This is a genomic window from Prochlorococcus sp. MIT 1323, assembly GCF_047304905.1.
In the GTDB taxonomy this organism is placed as follows: Bacteria; Cyanobacteriota; Cyanobacteriia; order PCC-6307; family Cyanobiaceae; genus Prochlorococcus; species Prochlorococcus marinus_D.
The window spans coordinates 1,189,270-1,207,988 of record NZ_CP138973.1; the positions used below are offsets into that span (position 1 = coordinate 1,189,270).

At 53.9% G+C, this 18,719-nt stretch carries 22 protein-coding genes and 2 tRNA genes; 13 read left to right on the plus strand and 11 right to left on the minus strand.

Annotated features, from left to right (window positions below; translation table 11 throughout):
• Nucleotides 1-2: 2 nt before the first annotated feature.
• From SIB68_RS05840 to ebsA, 3 genes are read right to left on the minus strand one after another with little or no spacing between them, the layout of a single operon-like run.
• A complete protein-coding gene (locus SIB68_RS05840; RefSeq protein ID WP_063400308.1) occupies nt 3-521 on the minus strand; it encodes a hypothetical protein in 519 nt (172 codons plus the stop codon).
• A 31-nt stretch (nt 522-552) separates the two neighbouring features.
• Complete coding sequence (locus tag SIB68_RS05845; RefSeq protein WP_063400126.1) at nt 553-1,653, minus strand: phosphotransacetylase family protein; 1,101 nt, start codon at nt 1,651-1,653, stop codon at nt 553-555.
• Between the two features lie 32 nt (nt 1,654-1,685).
• Entirely contained in the window at nt 1,686-2,078 is a 393-nt protein-coding gene (gene ebsA, locus SIB68_RS05850; RefSeq protein ID WP_063400125.1) for a type IV pilus biogenesis protein EbsA, read from the minus strand.
• Between the two features lie 8 nt (nt 2,079-2,086).
• Between ebsA and SIB68_RS05855 the strand changes: the two genes are divergently transcribed.
• Nucleotides 2,087-2,857, plus strand: a complete 771-nt coding sequence (locus tag SIB68_RS05855; RefSeq protein ID WP_063400124.1) for an SDR family oxidoreductase — start codon at nt 2,087-2,089, stop codon at nt 2,855-2,857.
• A 16-nt stretch (nt 2,858-2,873) separates the two neighbouring features.
• On the opposite strand, the gene map is transcribed toward SIB68_RS05855, so the two are convergent.
• A complete protein-coding gene (gene map, locus SIB68_RS05860; RefSeq protein ID WP_011130674.1) occupies nt 2,874-3,713 on the minus strand; it encodes a type I methionyl aminopeptidase in 840 nt (279 codons plus the stop codon).
• 623 nt (nt 3,714-4,336) lie between these two features.
• Here map and rplS point away from each other — a divergent pair.
• The 5 genes from rplS (at nt 4,337) to gltX (ending at nt 6,909) form a co-directional block, all read left to right on the plus strand.
• Nucleotides 4,337-4,735, plus strand: coding sequence for a 50S ribosomal protein L19 (gene rplS / locus SIB68_RS05865; protein ID WP_413682029.1), 399 nt, complete (start codon nt 4,337-4,339; stop codon nt 4,733-4,735).
• 63 nt (nt 4,736-4,798) lie between these two features.
• A tRNA-Trp gene (locus SIB68_RS05870) sits at nt 4,799-4,871 on the plus strand.
• A 36-nt stretch (nt 4,872-4,907) separates the two neighbouring features.
• A complete protein-coding gene (locus tag SIB68_RS05875; RefSeq protein WP_006043540.1) occupies nt 4,908-5,096 on the plus strand; it encodes a hyperconserved protein Hcp in 189 nt (62 codons plus the stop codon).
• A gap of 281 nt (nt 5,097-5,377) precedes the next feature.
• Nucleotides 5,378-5,451: transfer RNA gene (locus SIB68_RS05880), tRNA-Asp, on the plus strand.
• A gap of 27 nt (nt 5,452-5,478) precedes the next feature.
• Nucleotides 5,479-6,909: a glutamate--tRNA ligase gene (gltX, locus tag SIB68_RS05885; RefSeq protein WP_063400121.1), complete on the plus strand. Its 1,431-nt coding sequence runs from the start codon at nt 5,479-5,481 to the stop codon at nt 6,907-6,909.
• Here the strand turns inward: gltX and SIB68_RS05890 are convergent.
• From SIB68_RS05890 to wecB, 4 genes are read right to left on the minus strand one after another with little or no spacing between them, the layout of a single operon-like run.
• Entirely contained in the window at nt 6,859-8,124 is a 1,266-nt protein-coding gene (locus tag SIB68_RS05890; protein WP_063400120.1) for a cation:proton antiporter, read from the minus strand. The two genes, gltX and SIB68_RS05890, sit on opposite strands and share 51 nt — an antisense overlap.
• Nucleotides 8,114-8,359, minus strand: a complete 246-nt coding sequence (locus SIB68_RS05895; protein ID WP_011130678.1) for a hypothetical protein — start codon at nt 8,357-8,359, stop codon at nt 8,114-8,116. The genes SIB68_RS05890 and SIB68_RS05895 overlap by 11 nt, the downstream gene beginning before the upstream one ends.
• Nucleotides 8,359-9,006, minus strand: a complete 648-nt coding sequence (locus SIB68_RS05900) for a DUF1643 domain-containing protein (protein WP_063400119.1) — start codon at nt 9,004-9,006, stop codon at nt 8,359-8,361. The genes SIB68_RS05895 and SIB68_RS05900 overlap by 1 nt, the downstream gene beginning before the upstream one ends.
• On the minus strand, nt 8,930-10,042 hold the full coding sequence (gene wecB, locus SIB68_RS05905; RefSeq protein ID WP_063400118.1) for a non-hydrolyzing UDP-N-acetylglucosamine 2-epimerase: 1,113 nt from the start codon (nt 10,040-10,042) through the stop codon (nt 8,930-8,932). The genes SIB68_RS05900 and wecB overlap by 77 nt, the downstream gene beginning before the upstream one ends.
• A gap of 114 nt (nt 10,043-10,156) precedes the next feature.
• Here wecB and SIB68_RS05910 point away from each other — a divergent pair, with 114 nt between their 5' ends.
• Nucleotides 10,157-11,344, plus strand: coding sequence for a type IV pilus twitching motility protein PilT (locus tag SIB68_RS05910; RefSeq protein WP_413682030.1), 1,188 nt, complete (start codon nt 10,157-10,159; stop codon nt 11,342-11,344).
• Nucleotides 11,345-11,351: 7 nt separating this feature from the next.
• Here the strand turns inward: SIB68_RS05910 and SIB68_RS05915 are convergent, their stop codons facing one another.
• Together SIB68_RS05915 and tsaD are read right to left on the minus strand one after the other, a co-directional pair.
• Nucleotides 11,352-11,555, minus strand: coding sequence for a high light inducible protein (locus SIB68_RS05915; RefSeq protein WP_011825340.1), 204 nt, complete (start codon nt 11,553-11,555; stop codon nt 11,352-11,354).
• 37 nt (nt 11,556-11,592) lie between these two features.
• Nucleotides 11,593-12,663, minus strand: coding sequence for a tRNA (adenosine(37)-N6)-threonylcarbamoyltransferase complex transferase subunit TsaD (tsaD, locus tag SIB68_RS05920; RefSeq protein WP_063400116.1), 1,071 nt, complete (start codon nt 12,661-12,663; stop codon nt 11,593-11,595).
• A 77-nt stretch (nt 12,664-12,740) separates the two neighbouring features.
• On the opposite strand from tsaD, the gene SIB68_RS05925 reads away from it, so the two are divergent.
• A complete protein-coding gene (locus SIB68_RS05925) occupies nt 12,741-13,253 on the plus strand; it encodes a Photosystem I reaction center subunit III (protein WP_063400115.1) in 513 nt (170 codons plus the stop codon).
• 45 nt (nt 13,254-13,298) lie between these two features.
• Nucleotides 13,299-13,421, plus strand: coding sequence for a photosystem I reaction center subunit IX (psaJ, locus tag SIB68_RS05930; RefSeq protein ID WP_011130685.1), 123 nt, complete (start codon nt 13,299-13,301; stop codon nt 13,419-13,421).
• 140 nt (nt 13,422-13,561) lie between these two features.
• On the opposite strand, the gene gmk is transcribed toward psaJ, so the two are convergent.
• Nucleotides 13,562-14,131, minus strand: coding sequence for a guanylate kinase (gene gmk / locus SIB68_RS05935; RefSeq protein WP_063400114.1), 570 nt, complete (start codon nt 14,129-14,131; stop codon nt 13,562-13,564).
• Nucleotides 14,132-14,205: 74 nt separating this feature from the next.
• Between gmk and SIB68_RS05940 the strand changes: the two genes are divergently transcribed.
• The 4 genes from SIB68_RS05940 (at nt 14,206) to petA (ending at nt 18,702) form a co-directional block, all read left to right on the plus strand.
• Complete coding sequence (locus SIB68_RS05940) at nt 14,206-15,927, plus strand: NFACT RNA binding domain-containing protein (protein ID WP_063400307.1); 1,722 nt, start codon at nt 14,206-14,208, stop codon at nt 15,925-15,927.
• 124 nt (nt 15,928-16,051) lie between these two features.
• Entirely contained in the window at nt 16,052-16,792 is a 741-nt protein-coding gene (gene tatC / locus SIB68_RS05945) for a twin-arginine translocase subunit TatC (protein WP_074160277.1), read from the plus strand.
• A 387-nt stretch (nt 16,793-17,179) separates the two neighbouring features.
• A complete protein-coding gene (gene petC, locus SIB68_RS05950; RefSeq protein WP_011825335.1) occupies nt 17,180-17,716 on the plus strand; it encodes a cytochrome b6-f complex iron-sulfur subunit in 537 nt (178 codons plus the stop codon).
• 53 nt (nt 17,717-17,769) lie between these two features.
• Entirely contained in the window at nt 17,770-18,702 is a 933-nt protein-coding gene (gene petA, locus SIB68_RS05955) for a cytochrome f (protein ID WP_063400306.1), read from the plus strand.
• The last annotated feature ends 17 nt before the right edge of the window (nt 18,703-18,719 follow it).

The window sequence follows — 18,719 nt, forward strand, 5'->3', positions numbered from 1 at the left end:
ACTCAATCAAAGAACAAAAGACTCACAACCTTGCCCATATCCTCAGCAGTGCGACAACTGGTCAATAACGTCTCACTGTCATGGAAAGCAAAGCAGATCAATTGATCACAGCGACTGATGATCTCCTGATTGCAAAGACTGCTAGCCATCGGTAACGACAGCTCATCGTGCTCAGGTTTTTCGATGAGATGAAGCACAGAGCCGAGCTGATCGCGAATCTCAGGGGCTTGACGATCAAGGCTCTGGGGAAGCAACACAGTGAGGCAAGAGGCATCCGCCTCCAATACCCCACGGATCACCGCGGCATTCACCCCCTGTGAACCGGAGGTGATCAGAGAATGACCCTCTTGCGCAAGGGAGCGCGCCATCAATTCAACAAGATGAATCGCTACCACCGGCACATGGCGACTACCAAGCATGGCAATGCGGCGCTTGCCCTTGTCCTGCAAGAGGGCAAGCTCTTGGGCAAGGGTATCGACCCGATCAAGGTCAGGGAGATCCAGAGACTGACTCAAGGACATCCCCATGACGATGGATCGAAGCTAGCAGTGGTCATCGACCCTGCATAGGCAACCCCAGAACATCAAACAAACGGTCCAAGTCACAGTGTTCATCGACCAATCGGAAGGAATAGGTTGCTTTAACGGCCTCATGCAGTCGCACATGACCAAAGGCCTGCTCAATCACTTCCACGGTAGACAGCGTGTCGTGATCCACCCTGAGTAAAGGAACCTCAAGTTCTTCTGCCCTACTAATCAACTGCGGCAAAGGTTGCCCTGCACCAGTGAGGATCAAGCACTGAGTCGAAGCCTCGAGGGCCGCCAACTGAATATCAGTACGGTCAGCACCAGTCACCACAGCCATGTTGCGACGACAACGGAAAAAGTCCATGGCGGAATTCACATTCATGGCTCCGATAGTGAGAGTCTCAACCAGAAGCTCAAGTCGCTCAGAGCAACAGATCACCCGGGCTCCTAGGCGCCTAACCAACTCACCCACAGTCACGCTGCGCAAGAGTGGCGAATGGGGCATCACTCCGAACACCACCAGTCCAAGGGCCTCCAGGGCAGGCACCACATTGGTTTCTAGATCATCAATTTCATCTGGTTTTACCGCATTCAAAATGATGCCCACCAGATGATCTCCAAGCTGTTCCTTCGCCGCTAACAAAGCATCGACGCTGCGGCTGTCCTGCCAGAGATGCACCAGCACGACGCGGGCATCCAAGCCATGAGCCAGCTGACCAAGACTGAGACCGTAAAGCAGGCCTTCATGCAAACTACCGGCTGCTTCAAGAATGGTGAGGCCCTGAGCATGAAGCTCGAGCTGTTTGCATAGGTCCTCAAATCCTTTGCCAGCTTCGATTTGAGACATGGCCAAACGGTGATCAGCCGTTGCCTTTGCCAGGAGATGCAAAGAAGGAATCAGCTGATGCTCAGACAAACCCAGGGTTGCACCAACAAAACGAACATCATCATCAATTAAAGGTTCGGGCAGAGGGGAAACTGCGGGATCCCACTCCACACTCGTGGCCAGAGGCTTCCCAAAGCGAATGGGCTGATTCGCCTCTATCAACTGGCGAGCGAGACCAAGAACCAATGCCGATTTACCACTGAATGGCTCACAAGATCCAATCAGCAAGGTCTTGCCCATCAGTGGACTCCGTGTTCCTATAGCTGAGCAATTTAGGCGTCACCCACAGACTCTTCAGAACCCAACAGCAGCCACTTCCAGAATCGATTGGGCAGGTCTCCCTGCCCCCCAAACTCAGGCCAGTCCATCAACCAATCCACAAGTTGATGCGTAGACACATCAAAGGTGTAGGTCAAAGCTTGGATGTCTGGGAAACACAACTGACAAGAACACAGCTCCAGTGGCGACCTAGCTCCCTGCCAACGAAGAGTGAAGCGATGAACACGACCACCTTGAAGAGGTCGCTCTCCTTTCAATGAGCTCTGAGCCAAGAGCCGCAGGGCTCGCTGCAAATCAGCCTGCCTGGAAAGGCCACCGCAATAGGGTGCAAACAAGGCCAATTGGGCCGCTTCTGAGGGAATTGGCAAGGTCAACTTGAAGCTCACACCAAAGGATGCCCCAAGCTGAAGAAATGGGACAGATCACAACTCTCAACAACCATTGGTCAAACTGCCGCATCGGCATCACTGGAGCCAGTGGAAGTCTTGGCAGGGCCCTAACCCAAAAGTTGCGCTCCCGAGGAGCTGTTGTGATCGGATTGACCCATGGACCGATTCCCTCCGCAGAGTCATCAGACGATGCACCCCAGGAATGGGTGCAATGGAAATGCAGCCAAGAAGCATCCCTCAAAAGCACCCTTGTGAGCCTTGACGTGCTCGTGCTCAATCACGGCATCAACCCGCAGGGACGTCAGACACCGAAAGACATCAAAGCGGCCTTAGAGGTGAATGCTCTGAGCAGCTGGCGCTTAATGGAACTCTTTGAAAGCCTCGCCCTCAACGCAGAACCATCCATACGCCCCCGCGAGCTATGGGTGAACACATCAGAAGCTGAAATCCAACCAGCCCTCAGCCCCACCTATGAAATCAGCAAGCGGTTGATCGGTCAGCTGGTCAGCCTGCGCTGGAACAACCTCACCTCGAATCAACGCAAAGTCTTCAAAATCCGCAAGCTTGTACTTGGCCCCTTCCGCTCAGAGCTCAATCCAATCGGGTTAATGTCTGCTGATCTAGTAGCCAGCCAAATTGTTCAACAAGCCGACCTTGGCCTCAATCTGATCATCGTCACCCCCAACCCTCTCACGTATCTACTGATGCCCCTGACCGAACTAGGGCGAATGATTTACTCCCGGTTGTTAGGTAGTGGGTCCATAGACAATCAATAACAAGTCAACTCCAGAATTAGTCGCCCCGATCAGTGAGGATGTCGCAGCCATCTGAGGTGACCACGATGGTGTGCTCCCACTGAGCCGAAAGACTGCCGTCTTGAGTCACAACAGTCCAGCGATCTTTAAGTGTGCGGCAAGCCTTACTGCCAGCATTGAGTATCGGCTCGACGGCCAAAGTCATCCCTGAACGCAAAGTGATGTTGGGCAGGTCATCCGTGCGGAAGTTGAAAACGGAAGGCTCTTCATGCAAGTTGCGACCCACACCGTGGCCGGTGTAATCCTCCACCACGCTGTAACCATGAGCCTTGACATGATCCTCAACGGCTCCTGCGATATCAAGAAGAGTGTTGCCAGCTCGAATCTTAGAGAGCCCTGCCATCAAGGATTCTTGGGCCACACGACTAAGTTTCTGCCCAGATTCAGGCACCTCCCCAACGCAGATGGTGATGCAACTGTCACCGTGATATCCCTCGTAGTAAGCCCCGGTGTCGACCTTGAGAAGATCCCCGGACTTGATCACTCGCTTAGGGCCTGGAATGCCATGCACAACCTCATTGTTGATGCTCGCGCAGATCGAGGCAGGGAAGCCGTGATAGCCCTTGAAACTAGGGGTTGCGCCCATCTCACGAATCCTGCGCTCGGCATAAACGTCAAGATCAGCAGTCGTCTGGCCAGGCTCGGCCATCTCCATGATCTCGCGCAGAACCGTGGCCACAATGTGGCTTGCCTTGCGCATGATCGCCAACTCCCTTGAAGACTTGATTTCCACTCCTCGACGCTGTTGTATTCGAGGCCCTGTAGCCGTTGCGCGCGCCTCTGAAGTTGAGGCCAGCAGATCAGCGAAGAGGTTCATAAGGCTGAAGAAAAACTGATATGAAAAAATCAAATGAACGGTTATCGGCTCTGCCCGACTTCCATCTTTCCATTCGTCACGCTATCAATCTTTGTACTAGGAACGGCACGAATGAACCGCTTCAAGCAACCCTGCTAGCCGCATCGCTGGCTTACTGGGTCCATGAGTGGTGATTTCTTTGCTGATCTCAAGATGACTTCATGATGCACATATCGCTTGTTGCGTCACTGGCAAGAAATGTCCGACAAACAAAGTCATTGGCTAAGAATGACCACCGTGCATGAAGGTGAATGGCCTGCTCCCATGCTGAGCCAAAGGAGGTTCTACGCCATGCCCTTTGACTGCTATGGATACTGATCACAGGCACAAGAAAGCTGCTGAAGGCTTCCTGACTAAGTGAAATTCCCAAAAAGCTTGTGAACTGAGCCATCGCAAGGGCCAAGCATCGACTGAGGAGCTTTCACCGCCAAGCAATGGCAAAACTACTCAAGGCAAGAATGATCAGCAGGTAGAGTTGTTGTTTGGCTAGTTAACCCGGAGCTGGGATGACGGCGGATTCGAAAGACACCTCCATGAGCGAAGACAACACTGAAACGGCAACAGCAATTGAGAACAGCTCAGCCATGGTGACTGATGTAACAAGCAAAAGTGCCACAAACGTCAGGCTCAGCCCTGACGCCCTGATCAAAGAGTTCGAGGCCACACAGCAGAAAAGTGATTTAAATGACATCTACGTCGGAGACACCGTCCGAGTAGGAGTACGCATCAGTGAAGGCAATAAGGAACGGATCCAACCCTATGAGGGTGTTGTTATTGCAAAGCGCCACGGCGGAATTCATGAAACCATCACCGTGCGCAGGATCTTCCAAGGCATCGGTGTCGAGCGTGTTTTCATGCTGCATAGCCCTCAGGTGGCCTCCATCAAGGTGGAGCGGCGAGGTAAAGTTCGAAGAGCGAAGCTTTTCTATCTGCGGGAACGGGTGGGTAAGGCCACCCGCGTGAAGCAGCGCTTCGACCGCTGAGGTTTCGGCCTCGTTCAATCCAAATGCCATCACCTCTGTGATGGTCGACGGGTCCATCGCCTTGCGCCGTTAGTTCAGTTGGTAGAACGCAGGTCTCCAAAACCTGATGTCGGGGGTTCAAGTCCTCCACGGCGCGTCCGATGGCCCATCCTGCAGTTTCCTCGTTCCGAGAATGGAGTTAGATCTTCAACCTGGTGATGTCGTCAAAGTGCTCGAGTCAGCCGCTCTTGGTTGGGTTCGTGCACGCGTCATTCGAGTCAAATCTGGTGGTCGTGTGGTCGTCCAAAGCGATCAGGGACGCGAATTCACAGCCCGCGGGAACCAAGTACGCCTAATCGAACCCGCAGGATTCCGTCCCTAATCAGAGGGACAGTAATTCCAATCTTTCGATTTGCTCTCTATCTGAGCTCCCTACCTACAACGCCACTAGAGATGTCTTTATTTCGACATCGAGAGCAAGCGTCCCAAAAAGCAGATCCGAAGTCTTCAATTTCATTCGAATCGATCCATCCTCAAAAGGATCACAAGACCACCGCCAGCGAGTTGACGGCAGGCAGGGCAGAGGTTGATACTTTCTTGGTCGCATAAGCGACGCAGGTCAGATTCCATGCGGCGAGCTCCCGACTGGACCTGAACTCATCTGGGACCGTAGTTCAATTGGTTAGAGCACCGCCCTGTCACGGCGGAAGTTGCGGGTTCGAACCCCGTCGGTCCCGTTCTTATTCCTAATCCTGAGAGTCATTGTGAAGGTGCGCGTTCGGCTGGCCCCGAGTCCAACAGGCACACTTCACATCGGCACGGCAAGAACGGCAGTTTTCAACTGGCTCTTTGCACGCCATCAGGGGGGACAATTCCTCTTGCGCATCGAGGACACCGACAAAGAACGATCCAAGCCTGAATTCACGACCAACATCCTCGAAGGTCTGAATTGGCTTGGCCTCAACTGGGATGAACAGCCCATCATTCAAAGCCAGCATGTGGATGACCATCGCGCAGCAATCCAAAAGCTGCTCGATCGTGACCTGGCTTACCGCTGCTACGCCAGCGAGACTGAACTGGAGGCGATGCGAGAGACACAAAAGGCCCAGGGCCAGGCCCCTCGCTACGACAATCGTCACCGAGATCTCAATCCCGAGCAAGAAGCCGCCTTCCAATCTGAAGGGAGAACTGCCGTAGTGCGCTTCCGTATCGATGATGATGCGGCCATCAGTTGGAAGGACCTGGTGCGCGGTCCAATGCACTGGAAGGGATCAGATTTGGGCGGCGACATGGTGATCTCACGTCGGGCTCCAGCCAAGGAAATTGGCGACCCGCTCTATAACCTTGTGGTGGTGGTTGATGACGCCGCCATGAGTATCTCGCATGTGATCCGCGGCGAAGATCACATCGCAAACACGGCCAAACAACTGCTGATCTATGAGGCCCTTGGATTACCAATACCTCAATTCGCCCATACCCCGCTCATTCTCAATTCCGAAGGACGCAAACTCTCCAAGCGGGATGGAGTGACCTCGATCAGTGACTTTCAAGCCATGGGATACACAGCCGAAGCTATGGCCAACTACATGACCCTGCTGGGTTGGTCAGTCCCCGAAGGGACTGACGAACGGTTCACTCTTGAGCAAGCTGCAACCGTCTTCAGTTTTGACCGAGTCAATAAAGCAGGAGCAAAGTTTGACTGGGACAAACTCAACTGGCTCAACTCTCAAGTGCTACATGACTTGCCTAAAGATCAACTGTTGCATGAACTCAAACCCTTATGGTCTGAGGCTGGCTGGGCTCTGCCAGAAGAAAACTGGTGTTTGGATCTAGCCGAGCTGCTTGGTCCATCACTGACACTGCTCAAGGATGGTGTCGATCAAGCTCGCCCTTTTTTCGAAGAACCAACGCTGCAAGCTGATGGCCTGGAACAACTTGCCGTGGACGGAGCCAAGGCAGGCCTTAGCAATCTTCTCGATCAGCTGGATCGCACTTCCTGGGACGGTTTTGATGTCAAGCAAGCACAACAACTGCTAGCGAATGCTGCTCAGGCTGCCAACGTCAAAAAAGGTGTGATCATGAAAAGCCTCAGAGCTGCGCTTCTAGGCCGCCTGCAAGGGCCAGACCTAATCAAAACATGGGGATTACTGGCCAGAATCGGGCAAGACTTGAGCAGGCTGCGTCGTTGTCTCTGAGCAGTCGTCTTCGTTTGAATCTTCAGGAGCGATTAAACCCAGGGCCTTAGCCAACGGCTGGGCCGTGAGGCCTTGAATGCCAACCGTCATCAGGATGGTGAGAAAGACCAAACCTTGCAACCGACCGGCTCCTAAAATCCCAGCCTGCTCAAGGCGAATCGCAAACAAAGAGGCCACTGCGGCCGTAACAATCCCACGTGGTGCAAGCCAACCAAGAAACAATCGCTGCCTGAAATCAAGAGGCAAGCCAATCGTGGCCAGGCTGACAGCAACAGGACGCACAACCAACATCAGTACAAGCACACAACTGACCCCCCCCCAGCCAAGCGGACTGAGCTCACCCCAAGAGACATCAGCAGCCAAAAGTGGAAATAACATTGTGATGGCAAGACGGGCCAGCTCCCGGATCAACTCATCGAGCTGATCGGACTGGGTAACAGGCCTGCGACCGACCACCACCCCCGCTGCTACAGAAGCCGGCAAGCCCGACTCCGGCAACAACCATTCACAAACTGCGTACAAGAGGAACAACACACCCAAGGTGAGCTGCAACCTCAGCCCTACCGAAGGGTCCGGTTTTAAACGTCGCAATCCCTCTGACAGAAGCCAACCAGCAGCAGCCCCTATCAATACGCCTCCACCCAGGCGGGCCAGCAGCCCGAAGGCAACCTCCCGCCACCCATGCAAATCGCCCAGCAATAACTCCAGCAAAAGCAAGGCCAGCACAGCACCCACTGGCTCAAGCACCAATCCCTCTGCCTCAAGGACATCCCCCAGAGGAGAAGCTAAACGGATCTGCTGCACCAACGGGGTCACAACAGTCGGACCAGTAGCCAGCACGATGGCGCTGTAAACCGCTGCCACTGACCAACCCAAACCAGCCAGCCAATGCGCCGCCAAGAGACCCGCGGCCAGTGAAATCACTAGTCGGATCAGCAAAATGCGCAGCACAGTTGACTTGATGGTGTCGCCAGGGAGGCGCAGATTGAGACCACCGTCAAAGAGCACAAGGCTCACCAGCAGACCAACGATCGTCTCAAGACCTTGACCAAGATCCAGCGGTTCAACCAAGCCAAGGCCCGATCGACCAATCAGCAGGCCAGATAGCAACAACAGCACCACACCAGGAAGGCCAGAGAGAGCAGACAAAATCCGAGCTCCGGCACCTGCAAAGACGGTGATCCCCCAAAGCAGGCCTAACCGCTCAGGTGTCATCGAGGGCTGCGAACTGAGGTTCCACTCTCACACCGATCACAGCCTCTGGACGCACTACCAGATACTCGCCATCGAGCTCGCTAAGCGGCACGTTCACGAACCCCCCACTGCCTGAGGCGTTGACGATTCCCTGATACCACTGCTGAAACGTCTCAAGAGTAGGAAAATGAACCTCTTCGGTCTGCCCCCCGGAGAGATGGAGGTACACCGCATAGCGGCGTGGGGTGCGTGTCATCAGTGAACCGTAATAGCAAGGTCCATCGACTCAGGATGGCCGATAGTTACCCCACTTGCCCAATTGAATGGTCGAAGAACCTCTTTGCCAGGCATGTAAAGGGGATGGCAGGGGTGCCCCTCACGCGTCAAACCCAGCGAGAGAGGGCCGGGAGCACCAGGAATGTTCCTGATGCGATTCTGGCGATGACGCTCCAACAAAGCCTGGACGGCAAGATCACGTCGACGCAAAGTTCCACCGCACCCCCAACCAAGCCAAAGGTCCCAATTAGGGCTCTCAGACCACTGGCGTGCCCGAGTCAAAAGCTGATCATCATTTGCATCACCAATCGGATCAGCACAGTTCCTAAGCAGCGCTGGGGATTGACTGATCCGCGCAAATAGATTCACAACAAGAAGGTGTCCATAACCCCATGAGCGGCAAAACCCCAGCAAACGCCTCAAGGTTGGATCATCCTCTGACGCTGTAGCCGTGGAGGGATTCAAGCCAATGAAAAGCAACGTGCGCTCGCATTGCCCAAGGCTGCGCTTCAACCACCAGCGGTAGTGACCGCAAGAACTAAAGGCAGCCTCAGACACCCAGAAATGCACAACTTGCCTCAAGAATGCGCCCGCTGGCCTTCCCGTCGCCGAAGGGATTGACAGCACGTGCCATCGCCTCGTAGGCGCTTGAATCATCAAGCAAGGAAGCTGTCTCAGTCACGATCATCTCCGGATCGGTACCAACCAGCTTGGCCGTACCCGCTTCAACGGCCTCTGGTCGTTCAGTGGTCCGTCTCAAAACCAAAACTGGCTTACCCAGCGCAGGAGCTTCTTCTTGGAGCCCACCAGAATCTGTAAGCAGAAGCGTGCAGGCCCTCATCGCAGCAACCAAACGGTCGTAATCGAGAGGCTCGGTGAGTACCACCCTCGGATGGTTCCCCAAAAGTGCCTGCATTGGTTCTCGCACGGTTGGATTGCAATGCAAAGGCAGAAGTAAAGCCGTGTCGGGATGAAGGTCAAGAACCCTTCTGATGCCCTCGGCAATGTCTTGAAGCCGATCTCCCCAATTCTCCCGGCGATGCACGGTGGCCAAAATGACGCGCTGATGCGCCCAGTCGAGTCCATCAAATTCGATAGGCGGCGCCTGCTCAGCCATCAACAAAAGAGCATCAATCACTGTGTTGCCCGTAACAAAGATCTGACCAACAACCCCTGAACTGGTCAGATTGGCCTGAGAGCGAGGCGTTGGAGCGAAGTGAAGCTGGGAGATCTGAGAAATCAGGCGCCGGTTTGCCTCTTCAGGGAAAGGATCTAACAGGTTGTCTGTGCGCAAACCCGCCTCAACATGACCAACCGGAATCTGCTCATAAAAAGCAGCAAGGGCAGCTGCAAATGCTGTCGTGGTATCTCCCTGGACAAGCACCAACTGGGGAGGGTAGGCCTTGAATTCATCCTTGAGGCCTTGCAATGCTGCACAGGTGACGTGAGTGAGGGTCTGCAGAGGGGCCATCAGATCGAGATCATGATTGGCTGAAAGACCAAATAAATCCATGACCTGAGCAACCATCTCGCGGTGCTGGCCAGTAAGCACAACTCGAGTCGTCAAAGCGTCACAGGCCTGAAACGCCTTGATCACCGGTGCCAACTTGATCGCCTCTGGACGGGTGCCCAGCACTATCGTGACGCGGGGCAAACCAGCCATAACAGAAGCAATCTTGAAAGGATCCTAAGAGTGCTTGCTGATCACCAAAAGTGCTCACGGACTTGCCAAGAGCTTCGCCGCGACGAAGCTGAAGAGAGCGGCCACAATCCCCTCGTGAGTCAACCGGTCTTTCCGCCCAACTTCCCCCCTCAAGCACCAAAGTCAGCCTCTGAGTCGGCGAAACCGATATCCAGATCATCTACAGAAGGATTAACGCCATTCGCTGGAGCCACGCCTGGGGTCTCTCCCAACTTGGAGGAGATCGTACGAATCGCCTATCAAGAAGGACATTCCGATGTCCACCTAGGCGTTGGCGAAGTGCCCCGTTTCCGAGACCGCGGCGAAATGCAAAGCACAGATTGGCCTGTAACCGACCCAGAAAGATTTCAGAGTTGGTTGCAAGAGATCCTCTCCGCGAATCAGATCGATGAATTCTTTAGAAGCAAAGAATTCGACGGCTCCCATGCCTTTCCCTTCGCAAGAGTCCGGATCAACCTGCTGGATTCCCTCACAGGGCCAGCGATGGTGCTTCGCATCATTCCCCAAACAATTCTCACCCTTGAGCAACTGCAACTCCCTGATGTCCTGAAGGGCCTCTCATCCAAACCGAAAGGACTTGTCTTGGTGACCGGCTCAACCGGGTCAGGGAAAAGCACCACCCTGGCGGCCATGATCGACTGGATCAATAGAAATCAACCCCGCCACATCCTCACCATCGAGGATCCTGTGGAGTTTGTACACAAGAGCAAGCAATCCCTCGTCAAACATCGAGAACTGGGAAAACACACCCTGAAGTTCCACAACGCCCTGAAAGCCGCCCTACGAGAAGACCCAGATGTAATCCTGATCGGTGAGATCCGTGATCAAGAAACCCTGGCCAGAGCGATTGAGGCCTCCCAAACGGGGCACCTGGTGTTTGGCACTCTGCATACCAACTCGGCAGTCAAGACCATTGAGCGAGTCCTGGGCATGTATGCCCCAGAAGATCAAGAGAGCATGCGTCGCTCCCTTTCAGAATCACTGCTGGGGGTGATTGCCCAAGGATTGATCCGAACAACCGACAACAAGCGAGCTGCCTACCACGACATCCTGATCAATACCGATGCTTGCAAGGACTACATCCAAAGAGGAGCACTTGAGGATGTTGAGGAGATCATGGAACGCAGCAGCTTTGATGGCATGATCACAGCCAATCAATCATTGCTGAATCTTGTCGATACTGGCCGGGTAGAACCAGAGATGGCAGTCGCCGCAAGCTTTAAGCCCAACGAACTAGCCCAAAGTATTCGTGGGCGGAATTGAACCACAACTAATTCAGCCAGGCTCTGCAGTCAGCAGGCATCACTACACGCAACAACAACAACACGCTGATCCCAATAATCAATCCCGCCATTGCCATACGACCATTCCAGATCTCGGCCTGTGGGGTGAAGCCTCGTCGCCAAGCGTTTAGCTCTTCACTACTGACAGGTTCCGCAGAGGTGTTGGAATCAAGTGGAGATTCAGAAGCCATCGCTGCACAGCAGACAAGGTCAAGCTAATTCGCTTCTTCAGAATGGGGGAGGTGCATGGTACAAATCCTCGGTTTTGTCCAATGGCCATCGGGCTGCCACTCCCAACTCAAGAGAGCTGCAATTAACCCCAGACACCAAGCGCTGCAGGGCCGCTGCTCCAATCATGGCAGCATTATCAGTGCAGTATCGAAGCGGTGCCGTGTGCACTTCAATCCCCTGTTCTTGTCCACGCTTGCTCATCAGTTCTCTTAGGCGGCGGTTAGCAGCGACTCCTCCAACCATCACCACAGTTTTTAGGCCCTGGTCATTAGCGCAGAGCAAGCTGCGCTCGACCAAAACATCTGCAACCACTTGCTCAAAACTGGCAGCAAGATCTGCGCGTGGCAGGTCTTCACCAGCCTCTGAAAGAGCCTGAACCAGGCGCAGCATGGCGGTCTTCAATCCGCTGAAAGAGAAATCGTAGGGATGAAATCCACCACCAGGCTTAGAGACCCTTCCTTTGGGCAAAGAAAATCTGCCAGAGTCTCCAGCCGCGGCCAGCGCCTGAATAGCGGGGCCACCTGGATAGGCCAAACCGAGCAAACGCCCGACTTTGTCAAAGGCCTCTCCAGCAGCATCATCATGGCTACGTCCAAGACGCACCATCTCACTCTCTGTCCCGACCCGAATCAACTCAGTGTGTCCCCCGCTCACAAGTAGCACCAGATAAGGAGGGCGTGGAGGATTTTCCGCCAAGCGCACTGAAGCCAAATGCCCCTCCAGGTGATGAATGCCAAAAAAAGGCAGCGCATGGAGAGCAGCCAAAGATCGGCCTGTCACCGATCCCACCATCAGTGCTCCGGCCAGCCCAGGGGTCACCGTTGCAGCTACAGCATCAAAGCGAGCCATCGACTGTCCCGCCTCCTGCAAAACCTCCTCCACAAGATGAGGCAGAGCCTCCACATGCAAGCGAGAGGCCACTTCCGGTACCACGCCTCCCCACTGGGCATGTTTCTCAACCTGAGAAGCAATTCGGCTAGCGACAACCTGCAAACACCCGTTATTTAGACGTAGGACTGCGGCAGCCGACTCGTCACAACTTGTTTCGAGGGCAAGCACCGTCGGCATAGTTGTGGGAAGCCTCATTTACATTTTACCCGTGACATCCTGCCGTTCCGGAGCAGGTCTTACAGGAATCGAAACCGATGCGTCGTCTCTTCGCCGTTGTGCTCTCGGCTCTGCTGGTTCTCGGCTTTGCACCCGTTGCTAAAGCTGACATAGCTGGCCTAACCCCTTGCGCTGAGAATGCCCGTTTTCAGCAGCGAGCCAGTGCTGCAGACACTCCACAGGCCATTGCCCGCTTTGACCGCTACAGCAAATCCTTGTGCGGTGATGACGGACTCCCACACGCTCTAATCCCAGCGCCAACTGAGCCGTTTGCGATGTCCTTTATTCGCGGCCATGAAGGCGAAATCATGATCCCAGGGGTGATTTTCATCTATATCGCTGGAATCATCGGTTGGGCTGGTCGTTCTTATCTCCAGGCCATCAAAGCCAAAGGCCACAAAGCAGCCTTAGACAATGAGATCCATCTTGATATAACCCTGGCTTTCAATTGCATGCTGAGAGCTTCCGCCTGGCCGTGGCTCGCCCATATTGAAGGCCAAAATGGCAGCCTCCGTGAGAGCGACGACAAGATCACAGTTTCACCACGCTGAGCAATATTCTCCTCTTAACAACCACCCCATTTCCCCTTTATCAAGATGAGAAAATTCTTCGAAAGCTGGCCAATGGCTGCCGTTCTCTGGGTATGGCTCACAGCGGGAATCATTGTTGAATTCAACCGCTTCTACCCAGATCTTCTCTTCCACCCAATGGGTCTTTGAAGAGCTGAAGAGCATCAACAACTACAGCCAAGAAACAAATCAGCTTCTTGGCTAAACCCCTTCACAAAGCCCTCTAAAGGGGCTTTTTTATTGGCCTATGTTGTCAAATAACGCTTTAAGGTCAGGAAAAAGTCTTCGCATCAACAGCTCAGACCCATCAAAGACTCCAGCTCAATCACAGCAACCTGCAGGTTGTCATTAATCACAACTGCATCAAACTCCTGCTGAGCCATCAGTTCCTCCCTCGCCCTAGCTAAACGTCGCTGAATTGCCTCTTCAGAATCAGTGGCACGTCCGCGAATGCGTCGTTCAAGCTCCTCAAAACTGGGCGGTGCCAAAAAAATCTGAAAAGCTTCAGGGAAACTGCGCCGCACCTGTCGGGCCCCTTCCAGTTCAATCTCAAGCAAAACCGGACGGCCTAATGAAAGCTGCTGCTCAACAGGTTGGCGTGGGGTGCCATAACGATTGCCTGCAAATTCAGCCCATTCAAGACAACCGCCAGCTTGAACCAGTTCTGCAAAGCGATCACGGTTCAAGAAGAAGTAATGATCACCCTCAATCTCGCCTTGCCTGGCTTCACGCGTTGTCGCCGAAATAGACAGCCAGATCTCAGGATGGAGCTCTAGGAGTTGCTTCACTAACGAACCCTTGCCAACGCCACTTGGCCCAGTAATCACCGTGAGCTTTCCTTCAGCGGCGGATGGAGCCATTGATTGCATTGCATTGCATTGAATCGGATCGCAGAGTAGGAAGGCTGCGTGCAATCCAGGTCCCGACTGAATCGATGGCCCCTGCTGCCCTCCAGGTCATGGACCTCTCAAGCTTGCGCGCTGTACTTAGCGAGCTCCGCAAGGAGGTGCTGCCAAGCCGCTTCGAAAAGGTCCAACAACCAGAACCTAATACCCTCCAGCTTGGGCTGCGCACACTCAAAGGTCTTGTGTGGCTGGAACTCAGCTGGCGTGCTGATTGTCCACGATTGGTCAAGATCACCCCTCCTCCCCGCCTAGGCAGCGGGAGCACTTTGGCCCAGCAGATTCAACATGGCCTTCGACAGATGGCGCTCATTGAACTGAAACAGAAAGGATTTGATCGCGTGGTGGAGTGCGGCCTCGCCCACCGCCCCGGCGAACCTATCGAGCGCACTCTGGTGCTGGAACTGATGGGACGCCACAGCAACCTGCTTCTGCTTGATCGTCAACGCCAGGTGATCACCCTTGGACGCCAGGTACGCAACCATCAATCAAGAGTGAGGCCAATCGGAACCGGAGACATCTATGTACTTCCACCGCCGATGCAAGGCAGAGAACCAAGCTCAAAGGAATCCCTAAAACGCTGGAAAGACATTCTCTGCCTTGTGCCAACCAAGCTGCGTAGCGCTCTGCAGCAGTGTTACCAAGGCATCAGTCCTGCACTCGCTTTGCAGCTGGTTAACGACGATGCAAAAAAAGCACATGCCCTGCTGGAGCTTTCAGTACTTGAGATCACCGACGAGCAATGGCAACACCTTTACCACCGCTGGAGTCGATGGCTGGACTGCCTTGAGAAAGAGCGCTTCACGATGAGGTTTGACGGTCCAAGCAGCTACCGCGTCTGGGACTGTGACAACCCAACCACCTCCTCCTCCTTCACAGATGGGCTCAGCCTCACTCTTGGGAGTTATTACCGAAAGCATCTTGAAACCCAATCTCTCAATCAACTAGCCGAAGACCTCCAGAAAAGACTTTGTCAGTGGCGACAACGAGAGGAGCAGGCCCTTGGCGAACAACAGGGTCGACTCAACGAAACCAGTCAAAGCAATTCTCTTCAACAACAAGCCGACGCCATGCTTTGCCTGCCTTCGCCGAGCAAGGATCTGATCAACCAAACCCAAAAGCTTTACCGAAAAGCTCAAAAATTCCGCCGCTCAGTGCCCGTACTGAAAACACGGATTGAACATCACCAGCAAAGGCTGCAGCTGATCCAAGGCAGTGAAATGTTTCTGGAAGATCTGCTTGGAACCAGCTGGGAAGGACGGCGAGAACGGTCGATAAGGCTGCAGGAGTTGCGGCAGGAGCTGGACGAGTTGCTGATCTCTCAATCCCGCAATCGCCAGAAGCGAGGCCGTCGCAATCAACAACCCCCAAGCCCCCTCGAACTAACCAGTCCTGGTGGACTCATCGTTCAGGTTGGTCGCAACCACCGCCAAAACGATTGGATCAGCCTTCGCCAAGCCCGCCCTGGTGATCTGTGGTTTCATGCCCAGGAATGTCCAGGCAGCCATGTCGTTCTCAAGGCCTCCAATGGCCATGCTGAGGAGAACGACCTGCAACTAGCTGCAGACCTGGCCGCTCACTTCAGTCGTGCGAGAGGTAATCAACGTGTACCCGTGGTGATGGTGCCCACAAGCAACCTGCAGCGAATCCCAGGAGCAGGCCCAGGGACCGTGCGATACCGGGACGGAAACCTTTGCTGGGCTGAACCAGATCGAGGGCTTCAACACCTCTCTGCCTCAGAACTCTTAGTCTGATTAAAATCAAGCGGCGCCTGTTCTGACCAGTCCCGATCAGCCCACAGGTTCGGTTCTTCCACCCCCTGCCCCGATTCACGTCGAGCAGGGAATCAAGCACACCGAACCACCCCACGACGTGGAAATGCCTCTGGTTGATCACCTGGAGGAATTACGGCAACGGGTGCTGCGCAGTCTGCTTGCTGTTGTTTTAGCGGCAGGTGCCTGCCTGCTCATGGTGAAGCCGCTCGTACGGCTGTTGGAAGCTCCGGCTGGATCCATTCACTTTCTTCAGCTGGCCCCAGGAGAGTTTCTATTCGTCTCAATCAAAGTGGCAGGCTACGCAGGCTTAACACTTGCACTGCCCTATGTGCTCTACCAAGGGCTTGGATTTGTATTGCCTGGCCTCACTCAACGGGAACGACGTCTGATCGCTCCAGCAGTAGCTGGATCAGCGATCTTGTTTCTAGCCGGCCTTGCCTTCGCCTGGTGGGCACTAGCACCAGCAGCTCTGAAGTTTCTGGTGAGTTATGGCGCCGATGTAGTCGAACCACTTTGGTCAATTGAGCGGTATCTCGATTTTGTGCTTCTGCTGATGCTGGCTACCGGCCTGGCCTTTCAGCTACCTGTGCTCCAGTTGATATTAGGAATTCTGGGGTTATTGCACTGGCAACCAATGTTGAGTGCCTGGCGATGGGTCGTGCTTGGTGCCGCCTTGGCAGGAGCTGTATTGACCCCATCCACTGATCCAATCACCATGCTGCTGCTGGCTGGAGCCATTACAGCCCTTTTCCTGATTGGAGTAGGCCTAGTGGCGCTAACTGATCAATTCAGGCCAGACATGTCTGCAAGCGTCAGCGACCAGCCTCCTAAAGCCACAAATTGAAAAGCTTGATCTTTTGGTTGTGCGAGCCAGCAATTCCCAGACGACATCTACCAAGCCCAGTCAAATGACCGCTTAAAGCACCTCGCCGAGATGATTGCGATACGCCTGTTGATCCAGAACATAAAGATTGCTGCTCAAATACGCCCAGATCACCTGCAAGTGCAGACTCTGGCGGCACACCAGCAAGTCATGGCTTAGGAAGCTTGCCGACAATTCCTTAAGCAAGCAATTCCCTCTCCTAGCTCTAGAAGCAACAGAGCATCGTCAAGGATTAGCCAAAGCACAGAATGATGCGACGATTGCACTGAAAAGCCCAGTCTTTGCAAAGCGTGACGGGCCCTTCACAGTCCATAATGGTCTCCATTCTGCGCAGATCGAACATCCGTCATGACACAAATGACCTCGAGTGATGTGCCCGGGATGGGTCGTCGGCAGTTCATGAACCTGCTCACTTTCGGGTCAGTGACTGGCGTTGCGCTTGGATCCCTCTATCCAGTGGTGAAGTACTTCATTCCACCTCGTGCCTCCGGGAGCGGAGGTGGCACGAGCGCCAAGGATGAACTTGGCAATTCGGTCACAGCAAGCGGCTGGCTTGCGAACCATTCAGATGGTGACCGCAGCCTTGTCCAAGGGCTGAAAGGTGATCCCACCTACCTGATTGTTGAAGGTGATGATGCCATTGGCAGTTACGGAATCAACGCGATCTGCACCCACCTCGGCTGCGTGGTGCCTTGGAACAGCGGGGTCAATAAATTCGTCTGCCCGTGTCATGGCAGCCAATACAACTCCACTGGAAAGGTCGTAAGAGGGCCGGCACCCCTCTCTCTCGCATTGGCCAACATCGCTGTCGAGAACGACAACGTCTTTGTAAGCCAATGGACCGAGACAGACTTCCGCACGGGCGAGAAGCCCTGGTGGACCTGAATCTGACAACCAAACGCACCATCGTCGTTCCAGCTCTCCTATCCCCTCGCATCATGCGTCGCCTCATCCCCATCCTTCTCGGCTCACTGGTTCTTAGTTTGTCGATTCTTGTTGCTCCAGCTGCCAGCTGGGCCTATCCCTTCTGGGCTCAACAGAACTACGACAACCCCCGAGAAGCTACTGGCAAGATCGTCTGTGCGAACTGTCATCTGGCCCAAAAAACCACTCAGGCAGAAGTACCTCAATCAGTACTACCCGACAGCGTCTTCAAAGCAGTGGTGAAAATCCCCTACAAGAAAGACACAACAGAGATCAGCTCCGATGGCAGTGATGTGCCCCTCCAGGTGGGTGCCGTTGTCATGCTTCCTGATGGATTCAAGCTGGCCCCACAGGAACGCTGGAGCGAAGAGATAAAAGAAGAAACCAAAGGAGTCTTTTTCACTCAATACAGCGAAGAAAAGGAGAACATCCTCCTTGTGGGCCCCCTCCCTGGTGACAACAACAAAGAGATTGTTTTCCCAATACTTTCACCTGATCCTGCGACTGACAGCAGTATTCAATTCGGCAAATATTCCATCCACGTTGGAGGCAACCGTGGACGAGGCCAAATATTACCTACTGGTGAAAAAACAAATAACAACGCTTTCACAGCAACTGAAGCTGGCACGATTACATCTATTAAGGCTGGTAAAAATGGGGAAAGCGACATCAAGCTCAAAACTGACAGCGGAAAAGTTATCAGTGAAACCATTCCAGCTGGTCCAAGCCTGTTGGTAAAAGTAGATGACAAAGTAGAGGCTGGCGCCCCCTTAACTAGCGACCCAAATAGTGGTGGCTTCGGCCAACTCGATACCGAGGTTGTACTCCAGAATCCAGTTCGAATCTATGGACTGTTGGCATTCTTTGTAGCAGTTTCTCTGGCTCAGATCTTACTTGTATTGAAGAAGAAGCAAGTCGAAAAAGTTCAGGCAGCTGAGGGGATCTGATCCCCATTCATCTCAAC

What these genes read in the sequence shown, in the direction of transcription:
- petC (WP_011825335.1), top strand. Translation starts at nt 17,180, where the DNA reads ATGACACAAATGACCTCGAGTGATGTGCCCGGGATGGGTCGTCGGCAG.
- SIB68_RS05840 (WP_063400308.1), bottom strand. Translation starts at nt 521, where the DNA reads ATGTCCTTGAGTCAGTCTCTGGATCTCCCTGACCTTGATCGGGTCGAT.
- SIB68_RS05855 (WP_063400124.1), top strand. Translation starts at nt 2,087, where the DNA reads ATGCCCCAAGCTGAAGAAATGGGACAGATCACAACTCTCAACAACCAT.
- SIB68_RS05890 (WP_063400120.1), bottom strand. Translation starts at nt 8,124, where the DNA reads ATGACACCTGAGCGGTTAGGCCTGCTTTGGGGGATCACCGTCTTTGCA.
- tsaD (WP_063400116.1), bottom strand. Translation starts at nt 12,663, where the DNA reads ATGCCGACGGTGCTTGCCCTCGAAACAAGTTGTGACGAGTCGGCTGCC.
- SIB68_RS05925 (WP_063400115.1), top strand. Translation starts at nt 12,741, where the DNA reads ATGCGTCGTCTCTTCGCCGTTGTGCTCTCGGCTCTGCTGGTTCTCGGC.
- rplS (WP_413682029.1), top strand. Translation starts at nt 4,337, where the DNA reads ATGGTGACTGATGTAACAAGCAAAAGTGCCACAAACGTCAGGCTCAGC.
- gmk (WP_063400114.1), bottom strand. Translation starts at nt 14,131, where the DNA reads ATGGCTCCATCCGCCGCTGAAGGAAAGCTCACGGTGATTACTGGGCCA.
- SIB68_RS05915 (WP_011825340.1), bottom strand. Translation starts at nt 11,555, where the DNA reads ATGGCTTCTGAATCTCCACTTGATTCCAACACCTCTGCGGAACCTGTC.
- wecB (WP_063400118.1), bottom strand. Translation starts at nt 10,042, where the DNA reads ATGGCTGGTTTGCCCCGCGTCACGATAGTGCTGGGCACCCGTCCAGAG.
- SIB68_RS05845 (WP_063400126.1), bottom strand. Translation starts at nt 1,653, where the DNA reads ATGGGCAAGACCTTGCTGATTGGATCTTGTGAGCCATTCAGTGGTAAA.
- SIB68_RS05875 (WP_006043540.1), top strand. Translation starts at nt 4,908, where the DNA reads ATGGAGTTAGATCTTCAACCTGGTGATGTCGTCAAAGTGCTCGAGTCA.
- psaJ (WP_011130685.1), top strand. Translation starts at nt 13,299, where the DNA reads ATGAGAAAATTCTTCGAAAGCTGGCCAATGGCTGCCGTTCTCTGGGTA.
- SIB68_RS05895 (WP_011130678.1), bottom strand. Translation starts at nt 8,359, where the DNA reads ATGACACGCACCCCACGCCGCTATGCGGTGTACCTCCATCTCTCCGGG.
- petA (WP_063400306.1), top strand. Translation starts at nt 17,770, where the DNA reads ATGCGTCGCCTCATCCCCATCCTTCTCGGCTCACTGGTTCTTAGTTTG.
- SIB68_RS05940 (WP_063400307.1), top strand. Translation starts at nt 14,206, where the DNA reads ATGGCCCCTGCTGCCCTCCAGGTCATGGACCTCTCAAGCTTGCGCGCT.
- tatC (WP_074160277.1), top strand. Translation starts at nt 16,052, where the DNA reads ATGCCTCTGGTTGATCACCTGGAGGAATTACGGCAACGGGTGCTGCGC.
- map (WP_011130674.1), bottom strand. Translation starts at nt 3,713, where the DNA reads ATGAACCTCTTCGCTGATCTGCTGGCCTCAACTTCAGAGGCGCGCGCA.